Source organism: Mycobacterium sp. 1081908.1 (genome assembly GCF_001673535.1).
Taxonomy (GTDB): domain Bacteria; phylum Actinomycetota; class Actinomycetes; order Mycobacteriales; family Mycobacteriaceae; genus Mycobacterium.
Window position 1 is genome coordinate 13,163 of sequence record NZ_LZLY01000079.1, and the last position, 16,169, is coordinate 29,331.

The window sequence follows — 16,169 nt, forward strand, 5'->3', positions numbered from 1 at the left end:
CAGTCACTTAGTAGACGCTAGCGTTTCTTATCTACACATAGTATGCTCACAGCTAACAGTGAACGTTTCCGTCTACAATCTTCAGAACGAAGGCGCCATGTACACCGCACCATCGCCTTTTGACGACCCCACTGCGCCGATCGATGTTCAAACACTGCGGGCGTGGTGGGCGCGCCAACGTCATGACCAGCCCGTGGTGGAGCGACGCACGCCCGAGCGGATCGCGTTCAATCGTCAGAGATAGCCGCACGGTGGGGGACGCCGGCCAGTTCCTCGGCGACGGCGTCGAATGCGCGCAGCGTGTCCAGCATGTGTGGCTCGTGCGAGTGGTGCTGGGTGGATAGCTTGGCGGCGACCACCTCGGCGGCGCGGTTGACGTAGATCATCTGACCGCACATGCCCAGGCACAGCGCGACGTTGCTGTCGGGGTAGGGGAGCCACACTTGGTTGCGGTACATCCCCCCGGGCAGCTCGGTGTCATCGGGGCTGGCGGCGAATGCCTGACGCGAGTCGGGGCCGCCGGTGAGGGTGTCGGCGATCCACGCCGCCGGCACCACTTGCCGGCCAGTCAACGAGGCCCCGTCGCGCAGGAGCAGCGACCCGAACCGGATCATGTCGGTAAGGCAGGCGCTGATGCCGCCGTCGAACAGCCCGGTGCCGTTCGTGTCCACGCCGATGGTGGCGTCGCATTGGGCGCCGATGCGGCTCCACAACAGTTCCGACATCAATTCGGGCATCCGCTGGGCGCCGGCGACTTCGCAGATCCAGCCGAGTACGTCGGTTTCGCACGAGCGATATTCGAAGGGGCCGCCGTGCGCCGACTTCTGCCGCAAGGTCAGCAGGAACTCCTGCAGCGTGGACGGGGCGTCCGGACGACTTCTGGGCGCCCAACCCATCGCCTGGTCGAGCCGGTGTATCTCGGCGGTCGGGTCGTCGTAGTTTTCGGAGAAGGCAATGCCCGATCTCATGTCCAGCAGGTGGCGCACCGTCGCGCCGTCATATCCGCAATTCGCCAGCGCGGGAACGAAAGTGGTGACGGGCGCGTCTAACTCGATCGCGCCGGCCGCGTGCAGCGCGCCGACGACGGCGCCCACCAGCGACTTGCTCACCGAGAACAGCAGGTGCCGGGTCTGTGCCCCCATGCCCTCGAGATACTCCTCGGCCACCAGCGACCCGCGGCACGCGACCGCCCACCCGTCGGTGGCGGTGGCGGCCATCACCGCGCCGACGGTGGTGGCCGCTCCGTTGGTGCTGGTGACCCGAATGTCGGCCAGGGGAGCGGGGGCCACGGGCAGTTCCGCGGCCGGCCCCGTCCCGCGTAGGATCAGCGCGGTCGGCACGAAGTCCTCGACGTGCTGGAACGACCAATGCGAATAGGGCGCCGACAGCCAGTTGTCCAGGGAGATACCGGCCGGGGCGCTCACGCGCGCGCGACGAGTCGCGAGACGATCGGGGCGGCCGGCGTGAGGGGCGTCGAGACGAATTTCGCCTTCATGCCTTTCACCCAGCGTTGGCAGCGGTCGCTGAGCTGATAGTCGTCCGTCTGCAGGTGTGACCGGGTGACGAGCACGCCGAGTTGGGCGCCCTCGGAACGCAAGTCACCGGGAGCCGCGACCCGCATGTAGAAGGCCTCGGACCCGTCGAGCAGCGTGGCCCAGTCGTTGGCGGTCCGCGAAAAGGAGACCCGACCGTCGTCATCGATGCGCCACACGCCGGTGCGCGGCGTCGCGGTGAAGATCTCGATATCGGGCGAGGTCTCGGTGAGTATCACCTGGCCCCAGACTTCGTCCTCGCCATAGCCGCGCTCCCAGCGCGAGTTGATCTCATCGATGTCGAGCTCATAGTCCACGCCCATGTACTCGAGCAGGTGAAAGAGGAACAGCGGCATGTCGGCGTACGCCTCGGTGGTCAGATTTGTCATCGGGCTCGCGCCGCTGAGGCGCGGATTCACCTCGCCGAGGTAGAGCTCGTCGGAGTCGAGGTCGTGCAGAAGGTCCACCTCGAAGTAGCCGAGGTAACCCTCGCGGCGCATGACGTCGCCCAGCTTTGTCACCATTTGTCGCGCGGCATGTGTCTGTGCGGGCGGCAGCACCTCGTGCCAGATGTCGTTTCCGCACCAGCTGCCCCGGCTCGGTGTCAGCTCCGAATAACCGACGAGACTCGTCATCGCTGGCCCTACCACGGTGCCGTGGCGGGTCACGGCGCCCTCGAGGCACACCTCGACATTGCGGATCCGCTTCATGACCTTGAGGTCCTGCCCGACCAGGTCACCGGCATGCTCGTCCCAGTCGCGCTGACCGTGCACAAAGAACGTCCCGCTGCCGGCGTTGCCATACGCGATCGAGATGACGAGGTCATCTCCCAAGCCGGCGCCTTCTGCGAGCGACCGCAATTCGTCGTAGGAGCCGGCCCGGCCGATCGTGTTGGGCACACTCGGCACTCCCGCCTCGTCAGCCAGGCGCGTCATGACGATCTTGGAACCCAGGCGATTGCGCAACTCGATCGGCGGGTGCATGACCTCGAGGCCTGCCGACCGCGCCAGGGCCTGGATTTCCTCGTTCATCATCACAAAGCAGCATTTGCCACCGGGACCCTTGCCCGCGATGAAGTCGAGCGTCTCAGCGTCGGACAGCAGGTGGCTGCACACCTCGTCCATGGAGTCGAAATCACGGCGGTCGCGTCGTCGCGGCACGAAGACACGCGAGTGCGTGCCCTCGAACGAGTCAAAGTAGGTCAGGTAGAAGAAGTTTCGTATCCAGCGGTCGACGCCCAACAGGTTGAACGGCGTCGGCGAGATGAAGTACAGCGGGGTCTTGTTGGTGTGGAAGAACGCGCGTATGTCCGAGAGGCCGTTCAGCTTGCGGGGCGGCGTCGGCTCGGCGGTGTGCACGTCACGCCCCCCGCGCTGTCGACGGCGACGGGTGTAGGCGCGCTGTGAGCGGCACGACGCAGATGAAATCACGCATCTCCATTGCACAAGTGTGCGCCCCGGCCGGTGGCCGACGAAAGTGGGATTACCTGAACATGCGGGGCGCCGGTGTCGCGGGCCGCGGACCGAGGGTTTCAGGACCGAAATGCGTAAACCGTTGGGGGAGATATCGGCCGGCGACAACGCTCATTTGCGGAGTGCTGCCTGGGGCAGCGGCTGTAGACTTCGAACGCCGCCATGACGCGCGAAAGGCGTTGACCGTATGTCAGACCACCTTGTCAGTGCGATTTCGCCCGTGGCGGCGACGGCGCAAGTCCAGTGTTCAGGTCGCCGACAAATCGTTCCAAGGTGATTCGGCAGGAAGAACGCGCCGACGGCAGGCACCCGTCTACCTGGGCACCGTTGCGCAATCGCGTGTTTCGCGCTTTGTTCATTGCGCAGTTCGTCTCCAACATCGGCACGTGGATGCAGATCGTGGCGGCCCAGTGGTTCTTGGTGGAATCGCACAGCAGCGATGTCGTTGTCGCTCTGGTTCAAACCGCCAGTCTTGGGCCGACCCTATTGCTGGGGTTGTTCGCCGGAGCGCTCGCCGACCTTTTCGACCAACGCCGTCTCCTCATGGTGCTGCAGTCCTATGCCGTGCTGGTGGCGCTGGCGTTGGCGCTGGTGACCTACCTCGGACGGCTGAGCCCAGCATGGTTGTTGGCGTTCACCGTGGCCATCGGTTGTGCCTCTGCACTCACCGCTCCGGCGTGGCAGGCGATCCAACCCGAGGTCGTCGCGCGTGCGCAGATATCGGCCGCCGCGACGCTAGCCAGCGTTTCGGTCAACGTCGCCCGGGCGGTCGGGCCTGCGATCGGTGGCGTCGTTGTTGCGCTGGCGGGACCCGCCGCGGTGTTCGCGTTGAATGCCGTCTCGTTCGCAGGCATCATCGTCGCCCTGATGACCTGGCAGCGGTCCAGGCAACTGGCGCCCCTCGAGCGCGAACGACTCAGGCAAGCCGTCGTCAGCGGACTGCGATACGTCCGACACGGGCCGATATTTCGCAGGATCCTGCTTCGCGCAGCGCTTTTCCTCTTCCCCGCGTCGGCCCTGACGGCGCTGCTGCCGGTGGCAGCCGCCCAACGGTGGGAGTCGGGGCCCACCGGCTACGGTGTCGCATTAGGGGCCATCGGGGTGGGCGCTGTCCTGGCCGTCGCGGTGGCCGCCCCGCTGCGCCGGAGGTTCTCGGACAACGTTCTATTGGCGGCGTGTGCCGCCGTCTACGGTCTTGCTCCGTTGGCCGCGGTGTGGCTCCCGTTCGCCGCGGCGATGCCATTTTTGGTGCTGTCGGGCACGGCGTGGCTGATCACCCTTACCACGCTGAACGCCGCCGCACAGCTGTCATTGCCGCGCTGGGTTCGAGCCCGTGCGCTGTCGATCTATCTTCTGGCCCTCACGGGGGCTCAAGCGATCGGTTCCTATGCCTGGGGGTTGGTCGCCACCCGCGAGGGGCTCGACGTCGCGATGATCGCCTCGGCCATCTTGTTGGGCGTGGTCGCCCTCAGCGTCGGACCGCTTCCGTTGCGCCCGGCGACCGGCAAAGTGAACGTCTTCGACGTTTCCTCGACCTTGCCGGTACCGACAATGGTGTCCGAACCGTCTGACGACGATGGGCCGGTGCTGGTGAGCGTTAGTTATCGAGTGCCGGCTGAAAATCTCAAGGACTTCGTGACAGCGATGGGCGCGGTGAGGCGGTCACGGCTGCGCACGGGTGGCCACAGTTGGCAGCTGTATCAACGTGTGGGAGAACCGGACACGTTCGTCGAACGATTCACGGTGGCGTCGTGGACCGAATTCGCGCGTCAGCGCACGGAGCGCTGGTTGGCCTACGACTCGCAAGGCACTGCGGAGGCGATCGGCTACACCGTCGACAAGAAGCGGCGCCCCGAGTACTACCTCGCGGTGCGCGTGCCTCGATGACTCCGCTGCCGCGGAGGCTAACGTTTCACGACGGTTTCAGTTGAGCAAAGGTATTGCAGCGTACCCGCGATGCGAGGGCCCAGAGCGGCTGATTGGCTTTAGGTTGGCTGCATGGCGGGACTGCACAGTTTCGTGAAGCGGTGGCGCGCAGCGCTTCACGTAAGCGTGTCGGCATTGATGGTTGCCATCCTCGGACTCGGCGTCGCTCCCGCGGCTCATGCGGCTGCAGCCGCGGCGACGTTGTCGGTGGAACACACGTGGCAGACCGGTTTTATCGCGAACTTCACCGTCACCAATGCGAGCTTGGCACCGCTGAGCGATTGGAAGCTTGAATTCGACATGCCGGTGGGGCAATCCGTCTCGCACGCGTGGAATAGCACCGTCACCCAATCCGGCACCCACTTTGTCGTCACACCCGCGAATTGGAATCGCGTCATTTCACCCGCTGGTTCAGCCACAGGTGGTTTCAGGGGAGTGTTGATCGGCACCTACACGCCGCCGTCTAATTGTGTGCTCAACGGGCAATATCGCTGCAGCTAGAGTGGCTGCGCACGGCGAGGCTTACTGGTAACCCGCCCGGTCGCCCGCTTTGAATCTCGTCCGCGTTCGGTGCCCGGTCGTTATCGTAAACGGCGCAACCCGCACACGCCGCTGAGAACGGGGGTGAAATGTGGAGAGCCTGGCGCAGGCACTGGCCGCGTCGATGGATCCCGTGTCGTTGATGGGACGCATTGCTGAGCAGGCCTGTGCGTTTATGCAGAAGGCCGATGGTGCGGCCGTCACGCTACTTCGCGCCTCCGATAACGCGTACGTGACCGTTTCTGGACATGGCGTGCTAGCGAGCACGCCGGGTTTCGTGGTGCCCAAACAGGGCAGTATTCAGGGCCTCGCGGCGCAGGAAAAACACCCGAAGCTAATAGACGATGCCCGTACAGACCGACGACTGTCGGCACGGGTTCGTGCGATGAACAAGCAGTGGGGCACGCGGTCGTGGGCGGCGATTCCCCTGATGTACAACGACGACGTCATCGGTTCACTGCTACTGGCCGCGAGGGCCCCCGCTGCGTTCACCGACACAGATGTCGACGCGATGCTCGCTATCAGTGAGTTCGTTTCCGCCGTGATAGGCGCGCAGTCACAACTGTCCACGCTGCTGACCCACGTGATGAGCGACAGCGACGATCGCGGGCAACGCGCCCTTACCGAGCGATTCATCGCCTCGGTGATGTTGCCCGAGGCAGTCGAGACCGAAGGACTGCAAGATCGAGTGGACGCACTGCTGGCACAGCCGGACGCTCTCAGCGCGGTCTTTCAACCCATCGTCCATCTGACAAGCGGCAAGACGATTGCCTACGAGGGGTTGATACGCTTTCCCGCCTCGTCGGAGTTGACCCCGACGCAATGGTTCAACGCTGCCCGGCGCGTGGGCCGAGGCGTCGACTTGGAACATGCCGCGCTGTGCACCGTCCTGAGTGGCGCTCGCGGCATCCCCAGCGATTGTCCGGTCGCCGGCAACCTGAGCCCGAGCGCCGCGCTGGAGCCGGCGATTCAGGACGTGCTTACATTTCAGGGCCGGCCGTTGATCGTGGAAATCACCGAGCACGAACCGTTTCCGGATGATCTCGGCGCGGGCCTGACCCATCTGCGCGATCACGGAATACGTGTGGCAGTCGACGATGCCGGCGCCGGATACGCCAGCTTCACCCAACTGCTGCGGCTACGCCCCGACATCATCAAGATCGACGGCGAGTTGATCGCCGGAATCGACGAGGATCCCGTCAAACGTGCGTTGGCGACGGCACTGAACTCGCTGGCATCCGAGCTGCAGGCGAAATTAGTCGCCGAAGGTGTGGAGACACCCAGCCAGCTCCAGACGCTGATTCGTCTCGGCGTCGAATACGGACAAGGCATTCATCTCGGGCAACCCCAACCAGGCGCTGATACGTCGGCATAACTGGCGGGCATCGCCTGTAATATCGTTCGCTGATCTTCGTGCACTCTTGCGTTTGATTCGCGGCAATATTCTCAGGGCGGTCGAGGAGGCGTCTCCAAAGATGGCTTCGCTGGCCGAGTCCAGAAGTTTCGCGGTGTTTCGCGGTCTCGTCGGTGAATGGTGGAATTCGCCAGTCGACTACGCCGCACAGGTGCAGTACTTCGCCAAGCGGTCGATGGCAGAGGCCATCCGAGTAATGATCGGGGTGGGTAACGGGCTGACGGTCGTGACTGCCCTGGCGATTCTTCTTCCCTGGGCCGGCCCGCATCGTCTGGTCTCTCAGGTTGTGGTGGCGTCGTTCACGGTCCTGGTGATGTTTTGGGTGATCCGGTGGTGCTTTCGACCATGGCCGTCACTGCCGGTGTCGCGCGCGTTCGTGATTACCTGCGACATCGGCATCGCCACGCTGGCGCTGTACGAACCAGCCTGGCTCGCGGGCCTGTACGGGTTCAACGCGTTCACGCAACTCTCGGTCTATCTGCTGTTCTTCGACGGGCCGAGATTCCTTGCCCTGCATACCCTGTGGATCTTCGCGTCGACGGCCGTGTTTGCCATTCGGGCGGCTGCGGACGCGCACTTTGACGTCGCGGTCTTCGCCGTTAGCATCCTGGCCGTGACGACACCGGTCCTCGCCGCACCCGTGGGGATCCAGTTCGGGATCCGGACGCTGCGCAACGACGCCAACGAGTCGGGCACCGATCCGCTGACCGGTCTGCTCAACCGGCGGGGCCTGCACCTGTACTTCGCCGAGCTGTTGAGCGATCATCACCGCTCGGGCGGGCAGTTGGCCGTGATGGTCGCCGACCTCGACCATTTCAAAGAAATCAACGACACCTTCGGCCATCCGATCGGCGATGACGTCTTGATTCGCACCGCTCGGCGGATCGAATCCGCTGTGCGGAGTAGGGCATTAGTGGCCCGAATCGGCGGAGAAGAATTTGTCGTCATCGACGTTACCGAGCCTGGCCACACGCAACGAACCGCCGAACAAGTCAGGTGCGCGATCGCCGCACCGGCCGATCACGCTCCCGTCACCGCCAGCATCGGCGTTACTCATGTCGAACTCGGCGTCTTCACAGCGCCGGAGGCCGACCCGATGGCCCTCCTCGACGCCAGCATCAGTCGAGCCGACCAAGCGATGCTCGATGCGAAACGCAAGGGCGGCAACATCACCGTCGACACAACTCCCGTTGATCAAGACAGTTGAGTCGTCGGGCCGCTCGCCGGCACTCAGGGCAGACGCCCGATCAGTAGGGAATGTGGCAGCAGCTGGCAGCGCAACGGGTCGAGGTGGCAGTCAGTTCGCGGCATCGTGGTCGGCATGAACACGCGCTCCGATGCAGAGCAATTCGTCACGAGGTTTGCCGACTTCTGGCGCCATCCGTCATCGCACGGGTTGCCGGAATTGCTGCATCCAAATGTCGTGCTTGTGCAACCGCTCGCACCGCGCACGGTCGGCATCGAGGCCGCACAAGCACAGTTCGACCGATTCTGCCGCTCCCTTCCCGGGCTGACTGCCGACGTCGACCACTGGAGCGGCGACGACGACATCGTCTTCATCGAATTCCGGCTCCGTGCCTTCCTCGGACGCGACGTATTCGAATGGCCGAATGTCAACCGGCTCCGGCTGCGTGACGGCAAGGGCATCGAGCGCATCACCTACTTCGACGCTCTAGCCGTGCTGCCAACGCTGCTGCGCCACCCGTCAGTCGCCTGGCGCTGGCACCGCTCCAAAGTGCGTTAAGCGGACTATGCGTCTTGAGTGGCGGTCAGGTGGGCCGACGATTGACGCCCAACCGTCCGTCGCTGCCGATCAGGACGCGATGAACGCCAGCAGATCCGGGTTGAGAACATCCGCGTGCGTGGTGAGCATGCCGTGCGGATAACCCTCATAGGTCTTCAACGCGCCGTTCTGGAGTAGGTCGACCGCTCGGGGCACCGCGCTGGCGAACGGCACAATCTGATCGTCGTCGCCGTGCATCACCAGGACGGGAACGGTGATCGCCTTCAGCTCTTCGGAGTAGTCCTGGAGCCAGGACACCACCGTCTCGTAGTGAGCCTGGGCGCTGCCGGACATGCCCTGTCGCCACCAGTTCGCGATGACCGCCTCGGACGGCTCCACGCCCGATCGGTTGAACCCGTAGAACGGACCCTCCGGCACCGCACGAAAGAACTCCGATCGATTTCCCAAGACACCCGCCCGCACCGCCTCGAACCACTCCTGGGGTTGGCCGCCCGGATTGTTCTCCGTCTGGGCCATGCTCGGTGTCGGAGAAGACACCAGTACCGCCTTGGCGACCCGCTCCTGATGGCGTGCCACATAGCAAGCGACCTCAGCCCCACCAGTCGAGTGCCCAATATGGACGGCCTCGCGCAGGTCGAGCCGATCGGTCAACGCCGCCAGGTCGGCCACCCAGTGCTCGATGTCATTGCCGTTCCCAACCTGCTCGGACCGGCCATGCCCGCGCCGGTCGTGAGCGATGACGCGATAGCCCTGGTGCAGGAAGAACATCTTCTGCGCGTCCCAGTCGTCGGCCGTCAGCGGCCAGCCATGACTGAAAACGATTGGCCGGCCAGAGCCCCAGTCCTTGTAGACACCATCCGACGTGGCGATGGTAGGCATAGTCGTTCCCCGCGCAGTGGCCCCTCGCGGGCGCTTCCCGCGATCGAGTGACAGTCAACCGTAAGTCACCAGGTTGTCCTGCGAGCTCTCCAGCCAGTTGCCGCGACAGCCGGGGAGGACGGTTTGCGCACTCAGCGTTGTCCGTCGAATACCGTTGGTGTCCAGGCATTTTGACTGAAACGGCGGGTGCGGGTCACCCGAGCGTCCGCGTCCTCACGCGGAGCATGGCCGTCGGCGCGGAGCACAATTCTGTGCTGTGACCGTTAAGGCTCGTTTACCGCAATCGTGATTTTCGCGCTCGTATCATTGGATTTACGAGAAGTCCAAAGCTGCCGACCAATAACGCCCGATCGGCATCCGCAAGCCTGGGGGGCTGATATGACGACCGCAATCGCCGCGCACCAGCCGGTCGAGAAAGACGCGGCTCACGAGCATGAAGCTGTCACTTCGGCGATCGCAAGACTCGACGCTATCGACTGCCGAGGGGACTCCGTTCTCGCCGAATTCAAGCCGCGCTGGCGACTCACGGAAGAAGAGATCGTGCGCGCGGCGATCACGGTGATTTTGGTGGCCCTGGTGGCGGTGATCGGCATCGCCGTGGGCGCGATCGTGACAATGGGCTAGCAGCCGTGCCCGCGGCACGTCGGTTCGCCCGTCGCGATCACCCCGTGAGGCCGCGGTCCGCGCCACTGCACTGGGGACAGCTGGTCGGACGACGCGGAGCGGCGAAGCGGTGCTTGCGATGAGAGCTGAATTATCTCATGAATACGACGAGATCTATTGGTAGTGCTGCATATTCGATTCGTGCGTATTCACCGATGAAGCGAGGTGCGCGAGTTGAGTGACTAGCCTTTCCAGACGACCTTGTCCGTGCCTCCGGCGTCCCGGTAGACGACACTGTCGGGGTTCGTACCGTTGCGAACGTCGAAGTAAATGCGCCCAGTAACGGGGCTGCCTAGGGGGAGTGGCCCCTCAGGAAGGCCGTCGGTCTGGTTGCCCTTCATTACCGCGAACGTGGAGCTGTTGACCGCCCGAGCGTTGAAGTCGGCAATGTTCGGGATCGCGTTACCGCTCACACCTTTGGCCGTGACGTCGGAGTACCAAATTCCGTCGTTATGGCCGCTGGGCTGCAGGTTGCTCACGGTGTAGTCGATGGTGCCACCATTACTGGAAAGCTCTGCCATCTGGCCGAATTGCAGTACTTGCGGATCGGCGAATGCCGGTGTTGCCGCGAGGATTCCGGCCGCCGCCAATGCAGCTGTTAGTGCAGTTGTCTTCGATGCAATGTGTGAGAACGCCACGTCGGGCTCCCTTCATGAGGTGCCGGCTGTCGAAGAGCGGCAGCCGATTCACACGTGAGGTCTATCCCGTGTTCGGAATTTCAAACCAGATGTCACGAACGGACCCGCCGAGCCCATGGTGGATTTCATCGAGCACCGATGATCCCTAGGCAGGTGCTCTGCCTCGCCGGCTATGACCGCGTCGTAAGGTCGTTCGGAGCTACGACGACCGCGACCGCCTGCGCCCCTCGCATGGTTCGGTTGTGGTCGGAGCCGGGCGGGGAGGTCGGCCGCAACTTGACCACTCCAGAGGAAGACACGGGGGAGAAGCTCATGAGAACGATCGCATACCGCCACCCGGCGATGGTCGGCCTGGCCGCCGTCGCGCTGATTACTGCCGGCTGCAGCAATGGCACGAGCGTCGACGCGTCGCCACCGCCTCAGGTCGGGGTGAATGCCAGCTCGACGTCTAAAACCCCAGCGCAGCCCACCGAGGTGAAGCTCATCGGGGAGCGCGACGTCGAGGTGACGCTGACCGGCCCGATCGCTGCCAAATACTCGTCGGCGACCGAGGATCAGAAGAAAGCTCTCGGCAAGCCGCTGACGGGCGACCGCAACGCGGGGACACGGCAGAGCGGGCTGGTATTCCAGCAGTTTCAGGGCGGCGTGATCACCGCCAAGAACGACCAGGCCGGCACGCCCGCGTACATCACCACAGGCAAGATCCGGGAGGCCTGGAACGTGCCACGCGACCCGGACGGCACGCCCGCGATCACCGGCACTAACGGTTCGGCGGGCCCGCTGGGCTTTCCCACCAGCGATGTGAACGCAGTCGGCGATCTGCTGGTGTCGAACTTCGAGCACGGCAGGATCGAGTACAACTCGAAGACGGGCCAGGCCGAAGTGACGGTAAACGGCAAGGTCGTACCGTCCGGGCTGTAGCCGGAAAATCAGGCGTTCATCACTGCACCGCGTTCGCGGCTGGGCACTGGCCGGCGTCGCGCCCGCAGGCTGCCGCGTCGCATAGCCGACACAGCCAACCGCCGCCCGGTGACCACCCAGTTCGGCGATGTTCGAGGCGGTCACGCGCCGATGTCGCAACCACCGCCCGACTGATCCCGCGAAGCTGCTTCCGTTGCTCGGCGCTGAGATGCCTGAGCGCGGCGACGACCGCATCGTCGCGAGCGCGACGCAGCCGGCGCGCAAGTCGTCGTCCTTCGGGTGTCAGCGCCAGGGAGCGTGTGCGGCCATCCGTGCCGGGCCGGCGGTCGACGAGCCCGTCGCGAGCCAGTCGATCCATGATCCGGACACAACCCGAGTGACTGACGCCCAGCACCGAGCTCAGCGACTGGACGGACCCCCCGTGCGCCAAGTCTGCCAACGCGACCAGCGCGACAGCGGCGCTGCGATCGTGTCGGGTCGACGATTCGAGCGAGTCGTAGATGGCGTCGCTGATGGCGAGCGCCGCCACTGCCACCCAGTTGATCAGCTGCTCGTGGTCATGGTCGTCCATCGCACCTGCTGCATGGTTTGTCGGTTCGTCCTACAGGGTAGTCGATATATGACTCAGTCATATATCCTAACGATAGGAGGATCGTCGATGACATTCACAGCCACCGCAGAGATCGGCATCAACGCATCTGTTGAGCGGGTGTGGCAGGCGCTGACCGATCCGGACATCGTGGAGAAGTACTTCTTCGGGACACGCGTGAAGACCGACTGGAAACCGGGCAGTTCCATCACCTGGTCAGGCGAATACGATGGAAAGGCCTACGAGGACAAGGGGTCAGTTATCGACGTGCAGGAGCCGCACCTGCTGCGGGTCACGCACTTCAGCCCGATGACGGGCCTGCCGGACAAGCCCGAGAACTACCACACACTGACCTACGAATTGAGATCCACGAATTCAGGCACCGACGTAAAACTGTCGCAGGACAACAACTCCAGTCAAGAAGAAGCCAACCGAGCAGAGGCGAACTGGAATTCGATGCTAGCCGGCCTGAAGAGGACCGTCGAGGGATAGCCCCGGTCGTTGTTGGCGGGGATCACCGGCTGCGCAGGATCTCGACCCCGTCGCCGGTCAGCTCGTCAAGGGCCGCCTTGCGCCCGCAGATGGCCAGCAGCAGCGCGACCATCGGTCCGGACACCTCGGGCCCCGCTCCGGTGGACCAGTCAAAGTCGGTCGCCCGCGCGCGCAGCCCGGCGATGCGCTTGCGGACCCCGACGAAAGTCTGTTCGTTCTTTGCGTATTCGGCCGCGGCGATCAGTGCCACGTGGTCGTGCTCGACCTTGCGCCCCAGCGAGTAGACGATGTCCTCGCCGTGCACGACCACCTCGAGCAGCTGGGCGGCTACCGGGCCCGGCGGCCGGTCGCGGGCTGTGGACAGCTCGCGCAGCTTGGCCACCAGCTCCCGCGAGCTGACCGTGGCCGTCTGCTGGTTTAAGTCGGCCACCATCTTGGAGAAACTGAAGCCGTGCGAGACCAGGCCGACGATCGCCGTGCGGAAGTTGACCTGGGCGCTGCCCACGACGTGGGCGAGGGTGAGGTGGTTGTCCCACCCGGCGACCAGCGACGGCTTCTGCCATTCCTGCGCGGTGAGCCCTCCGAGCGCCTCGGCGAGTCTCGTGCGCTCGATTTCTATCAACTTCCATGTGCTGCCCACGGCAAGCCTCCCTTCAATTCGTGTATGGCTGTCAACGCGGCGACCGACTTCAGGCAGTGCGCGCCGGTACTCGGCGACGGGTCTGTCGTACGGGCATGTTGTTCCTTCCGACGAGCGTGATCACTGGACTACGTGACGACCGAGCGAGCGGCCCGACAGGCTTTCTAGCGTCTGCGGCTCGCCGATACCGAGGCGACGAGTCGCTGAAACTCATCGCTGCAGGGCTGCGACCGTTAGCAACGGCCGCTCGTAGCGCAATGCGTGCACTGCGTATGTTCGGTGGTTTTTGCCGATCCGTCGGGTAGCCACCGGGCCTGGAGGTGGCGGCTTCATGACGGCGTCCCGAGCCACCCGCCGCGGAAGACGCGACTTCCGGAGACTGTGCTCCTCAGGAAAGGCACCTAGGCTGTATGCGGTGTGGCGCGATGACGGACAACAGGGCCCGGGGCGGCGCGGGTGTGCCGTTGTGGATTTGCACGTGCTGGCACACCAGTGGTCGTTAGGTATGGGGATCGACCCGAGTGGCCGGTTGGTGATCGCCGGCAGCGATCCGGCGCGGGTATGGAGCACGACGACCGGCCGCTGTGTCCTGACCATTCCCAAGTTCAGCGCCGATACCGTCAATTGGGCCTTCTCCGAAGAAGGAAGTGTGCTCATCACCGGCGGCCGGGACCGCAGGGCACGGCTGTGGGATTGTGCTTCCGGCGAGCAGATCCGGGTGCTGCGCCGGCACTGGCGGGCAGTTCGCTGTGTCGCCCTCAGCGCCGACGGGCGCACTGCCGCAACGGGTTCCGACGATGGGCGGCTGCGCATGTGGGATGTGCCGAGCGGGCGGCGACTGCGAACACTGCGCAGCCATAGCGGGCCGGTCTACTCGGTCGCCGTCAACGGCAACGGAACGGTTGCGTTGTGCGGGACGAGGGGCTCGGCCACGGCCTGGGACGTCACCACAGGACGTCGCCTGCACGCGGTGAAGGACCTGGGTGGAATCGCCCGGATCGTGCGACTCAGCGACGACGGACGCGACGCACTCGTTCTCGCGGACGAGACGATCCGGGTGTGGGACACCGCAACCGGTCAACGAACGCATGCCTTTGCGGTCCCTACTGACTGTTGGCAGGCGAGCGCCCTGGCCCGCCTCGGCGACGTCGCGGTCGTGGGAGGCGTCGACGGAGAGACAACCGTTTGGGACGTGCCTTCCGGGAGGTTACTGCGCACGCTCGGTGGCCACGATCGAAAAGTTACCTCGGTCGCCGTGAGCGCAGATGCTCGAATCGCGCTGACTGGCAGCGAAGACGCCACGGCCCGGCTCTGGAATCTCGAATCCGGGGAATGCTTAACGCAGTTCGACGCCCACGGCGCGTCGGTAGATTCGGTGGCACTCAGCGCCGACGCACAGGTCGTGGCCACCTGTTCGCACGATCGAACGCTGCGAATTCAGAAATTGGAGTGGGACTAACTTGACATAATGTCGCTTATCGGTAAAGCGGAGACGAGCGTCTTCGGTGGAAGCGCGGTCCGAGCGCGTCACGGCGCTGACGCAGCGGCTCGCCCCCTACGGCCCTTTACCTGTCGTCAGTTGCACTCACCCCGAGACCATGCGATGGATCAGCCACTGGACCGGATGGGTCTGGCGCGCTACCCAGCGGTCGGCCGATTGCCGGCGATCGACCAACCATCCTCCCTCTCCCCGGCGCGGCATCAATACGTCACTGTGACGAATTGGCTTGCGGCGCACGGACATCGAGTCCCTGCGTTCATGCCAACGGCGACACCGCCTTCACGGCGGATGCGGTGGGCCGGTATTTCTACTGGCAGATCATCGTCGGCCTCTTCCTAACCGGCGGGTTGGACCGCTGCTGTCGAGATCTTCCGCCGGCGGTCCCACTCGGCCGCGCGGACGCAACCGCTACGGACGGTGGTCGGCTTACTCCCCTTCGGTACCGAACGGCCCGCAATACGTCACTGTGACGAATTGGTTGTGGCACAGGGTGATTGGACTTCCCCTAATCGACGACGAGCCGGACGCGACCGCCGAGGCGGAGTTCCACGGCGCCTAGCGCTCCGCCTGTCACTCCCCTTGCGGGGCCGTTTGGGGCAGTTTCGTCAGTGCCTCAAACGCTTCCCTGAAGATTGCGGCGATAGCGCGGTCGTCGGCGGTGGCGATCGGATCTTTATTGAGCAGCGCACGCAGGACGCCGATTCCGAGGAGCAGGGCGGCGACCATGTCGGCGCGAAGTCGTGGCTCGTTCGACTTGATTCTGCGGGAAAGGTTGCGCGTGAGCCCGGTTTCGAGCTGGTCGTTGAGGCGCTCGACGACGGCGGGGTCGCCGCTGGAGCGCAGCAGCGCGAACAACGGGGCGTCGACGTCGCGGCGAGCGCGCAACACCCGTTCGATCATGGCGGCGGCCACCACGTCGTCGGCAGCACGCCGCACCGCGTCAACGTTGTCCGAGACATCGGTGGCTTCGGCGAAAAGCTGTTCCTTCGAACCGAAATACCGCTTGATGAGCATCACGTCGACGCCGGCCTGGGCCGCGATCGACCGCAACGACGTTGCCCGATACCCATGGCGCAAGAACTGTTCGCGCGCGGCCACGAGCAGGCGCGCCTGGGTGGCCGCGGCGTTGCGCCGCGGCGGGTTCGCATCGGCGCTCTCGCCCACCTTGGACTTCATTGCCACCTCCGTGCCGGATTTATCTACAACGGTAGACATACG

16 protein-coding genes are annotated in these 16,169 nt (G+C 64.5%); 9 read left to right on the forward strand and 7 right to left on the reverse strand.

What is annotated here, in order from left to right; all coding sequences use genetic code 11:
- Positions 1–227: 227 nt before the first annotated feature.
- Complete coding sequence (locus A5655_RS11140; protein ID WP_067009635.1) at positions 228–1,424, reverse strand: serine hydrolase domain-containing protein; 1,197 nt, start codon at positions 1,422–1,424, stop codon at positions 228–230.
- Positions 1,421–2,890 carry a biotin carboxylase gene (locus A5655_RS11145; protein ID WP_067009638.1) on the reverse strand — a complete coding sequence of 490 codons (1,470 nt, stop codon included), beginning with the start codon at positions 2,888–2,890 and terminating at the stop codon, positions 1,421–1,423. The genes A5655_RS11140 and A5655_RS11145 overlap by 4 nt, the downstream gene beginning before the upstream one ends.
- Before the next feature lie 387 nt (positions 2,891–3,277).
- On the opposite strand from A5655_RS11145, the gene A5655_RS11150 reads away from it, so the two are divergent.
- The 5 genes from A5655_RS11150 (at position 3,278) to A5655_RS11170 (ending at position 8,628) form a co-directional block, all read left to right on the forward strand.
- Positions 3,278–4,891 (forward strand): MFS transporter, encoded by a 1,614-nt coding sequence (locus tag A5655_RS11150; RefSeq protein WP_231999131.1) that lies wholly within the window; start codon positions 3,278–3,280, stop codon positions 4,889–4,891.
- Positions 4,892–5,002: 111 nt separating this feature from the next.
- Positions 5,003–5,431 (forward strand): cellulose-binding domain-containing protein, encoded by a 429-nt coding sequence (locus A5655_RS27095; RefSeq protein ID WP_082978603.1) that lies wholly within the window; start codon positions 5,003–5,005, stop codon positions 5,429–5,431.
- Between the two features lie 130 nt (positions 5,432–5,561).
- On the forward strand, positions 5,562–6,845 hold the full coding sequence (locus A5655_RS27100) for an EAL domain-containing protein (RefSeq protein ID WP_082978604.1): 1,284 nt from the start codon (positions 5,562–5,564) through the stop codon (positions 6,843–6,845).
- Positions 6,846–6,945: 100 nt separating this feature from the next.
- On the forward strand, positions 6,946–8,091 hold the full coding sequence (locus A5655_RS11165; protein ID WP_067009640.1) for a diguanylate cyclase: 1,146 nt from the start codon (positions 6,946–6,948) through the stop codon (positions 8,089–8,091).
- A 114-nt stretch (positions 8,092–8,205) separates the two neighbouring features.
- Positions 8,206–8,628, forward strand: a complete 423-nt coding sequence (locus tag A5655_RS11170) for a nuclear transport factor 2 family protein (RefSeq protein WP_067009643.1) — start codon at positions 8,206–8,208, stop codon at positions 8,626–8,628.
- Between the two features lie 69 nt (positions 8,629–8,697).
- On the opposite strand, the gene A5655_RS11175 is transcribed toward A5655_RS11170, so the two are convergent.
- Positions 8,698–9,507, reverse strand: a complete 810-nt coding sequence (locus tag A5655_RS11175; protein ID WP_067009646.1) for an alpha/beta fold hydrolase — start codon at positions 9,505–9,507, stop codon at positions 8,698–8,700.
- 378 nt (positions 9,508–9,885) lie between these two features.
- Here A5655_RS11175 and A5655_RS11180 point away from each other — a divergent pair, with 378 nt between their 5' ends.
- On the forward strand, positions 9,886–10,131 hold the full coding sequence (locus A5655_RS11180; protein WP_067009649.1) for a hypothetical protein: 246 nt from the start codon (positions 9,886–9,888) through the stop codon (positions 10,129–10,131).
- Between the two features lie 221 nt (positions 10,132–10,352).
- On the opposite strand, the gene A5655_RS11185 is transcribed toward A5655_RS11180, so the two are convergent.
- Complete coding sequence (locus A5655_RS11185; protein ID WP_067009652.1) at positions 10,353–10,808, reverse strand: MPT63 family protein; 456 nt, start codon at positions 10,806–10,808, stop codon at positions 10,353–10,355.
- Between the two features lie 312 nt (positions 10,809–11,120).
- On the opposite strand from A5655_RS11185, the gene A5655_RS11190 reads away from it, so the two are divergent.
- A complete protein-coding gene (locus A5655_RS11190) occupies positions 11,121–11,729 on the forward strand; it encodes an LGFP repeat-containing protein (RefSeq protein WP_067009777.1) in 609 nt (202 codons plus the stop codon).
- 19 nt (positions 11,730–11,748) lie between these two features.
- Here the strand turns inward: A5655_RS11190 and A5655_RS11195 are convergent, their stop codons facing one another.
- On the reverse strand, positions 11,749–12,300 hold the full coding sequence (locus A5655_RS11195; RefSeq protein ID WP_067009654.1) for a MarR family winged helix-turn-helix transcriptional regulator: 552 nt from the start codon (positions 12,298–12,300) through the stop codon (positions 11,749–11,751).
- A gap of 87 nt (positions 12,301–12,387) precedes the next feature.
- Between A5655_RS11195 and A5655_RS11200 the strand changes: the two genes are divergently transcribed.
- A complete protein-coding gene (locus A5655_RS11200; RefSeq protein ID WP_067009657.1) occupies positions 12,388–12,810 on the forward strand; it encodes an SRPBCC family protein in 423 nt (140 codons plus the stop codon).
- A 22-nt stretch (positions 12,811–12,832) separates the two neighbouring features.
- On the opposite strand, the gene A5655_RS11205 is transcribed toward A5655_RS11200, so the two are convergent.
- Positions 12,833–13,450 carry a maleylpyruvate isomerase family mycothiol-dependent enzyme gene (locus A5655_RS11205; protein ID WP_197508664.1) on the reverse strand — a complete coding sequence of 206 codons (618 nt, stop codon included), beginning with the start codon at positions 13,448–13,450 and terminating at the stop codon, positions 12,833–12,835.
- Between the two features lie 478 nt (positions 13,451–13,928).
- Here A5655_RS11205 and A5655_RS11210 point away from each other — a divergent pair, with 478 nt between their 5' ends.
- A complete protein-coding gene (locus A5655_RS11210) occupies positions 13,929–14,909 on the forward strand; it encodes a WD40 repeat domain-containing protein (protein WP_197508665.1) in 981 nt (326 codons plus the stop codon).
- A gap of 612 nt (positions 14,910–15,521) precedes the next feature.
- On the opposite strand, the gene A5655_RS11215 is transcribed toward A5655_RS11210, so the two are convergent.
- Positions 15,522–16,127 carry a TetR/AcrR family transcriptional regulator gene (locus A5655_RS11215; RefSeq protein ID WP_067009666.1) on the reverse strand — a complete coding sequence of 202 codons (606 nt, stop codon included), beginning with the start codon at positions 16,125–16,127 and terminating at the stop codon, positions 15,522–15,524.
- Positions 16,128–16,169: the final 42 nt, after the last annotated feature.

Bases quoted from the DNA above. Each gene is read 5' to 3' on its own strand.
- A5655_RS27095 (WP_082978603.1), top strand. From the start codon at position 5,003: ATGGCGGGACTGCACAGTTTCGTGAAGCGGTGGCGCGCAGCGCTTCAC.
- A5655_RS11165 (WP_067009640.1), top strand. From the start codon at position 6,946: ATGGCTTCGCTGGCCGAGTCCAGAAGTTTCGCGGTGTTTCGCGGTCTC.
- A5655_RS11170 (WP_067009643.1), top strand. From the start codon at position 8,206: ATGAACACGCGCTCCGATGCAGAGCAATTCGTCACGAGGTTTGCCGAC.
- A5655_RS11175 (WP_067009646.1), bottom strand. From the start codon at position 9,507: ATGCCTACCATCGCCACGTCGGATGGTGTCTACAAGGACTGGGGCTCT.
- A5655_RS11180 (WP_067009649.1), top strand. From the start codon at position 9,886: ATGACGACCGCAATCGCCGCGCACCAGCCGGTCGAGAAAGACGCGGCT.
- A5655_RS11190 (WP_067009777.1), top strand. From the start codon at position 11,121: ATGAGAACGATCGCATACCGCCACCCGGCGATGGTCGGCCTGGCCGCC.
- A5655_RS11195 (WP_067009654.1), bottom strand. From the start codon at position 12,300: ATGGACGACCATGACCACGAGCAGCTGATCAACTGGGTGGCAGTGGCG.
- A5655_RS11200 (WP_067009657.1), top strand. From the start codon at position 12,388: ATGACATTCACAGCCACCGCAGAGATCGGCATCAACGCATCTGTTGAG.
- A5655_RS11215 (WP_067009666.1), bottom strand. From the start codon at position 16,127: ATGAAGTCCAAGGTGGGCGAGAGCGCCGATGCGAACCCGCCGCGGCGC.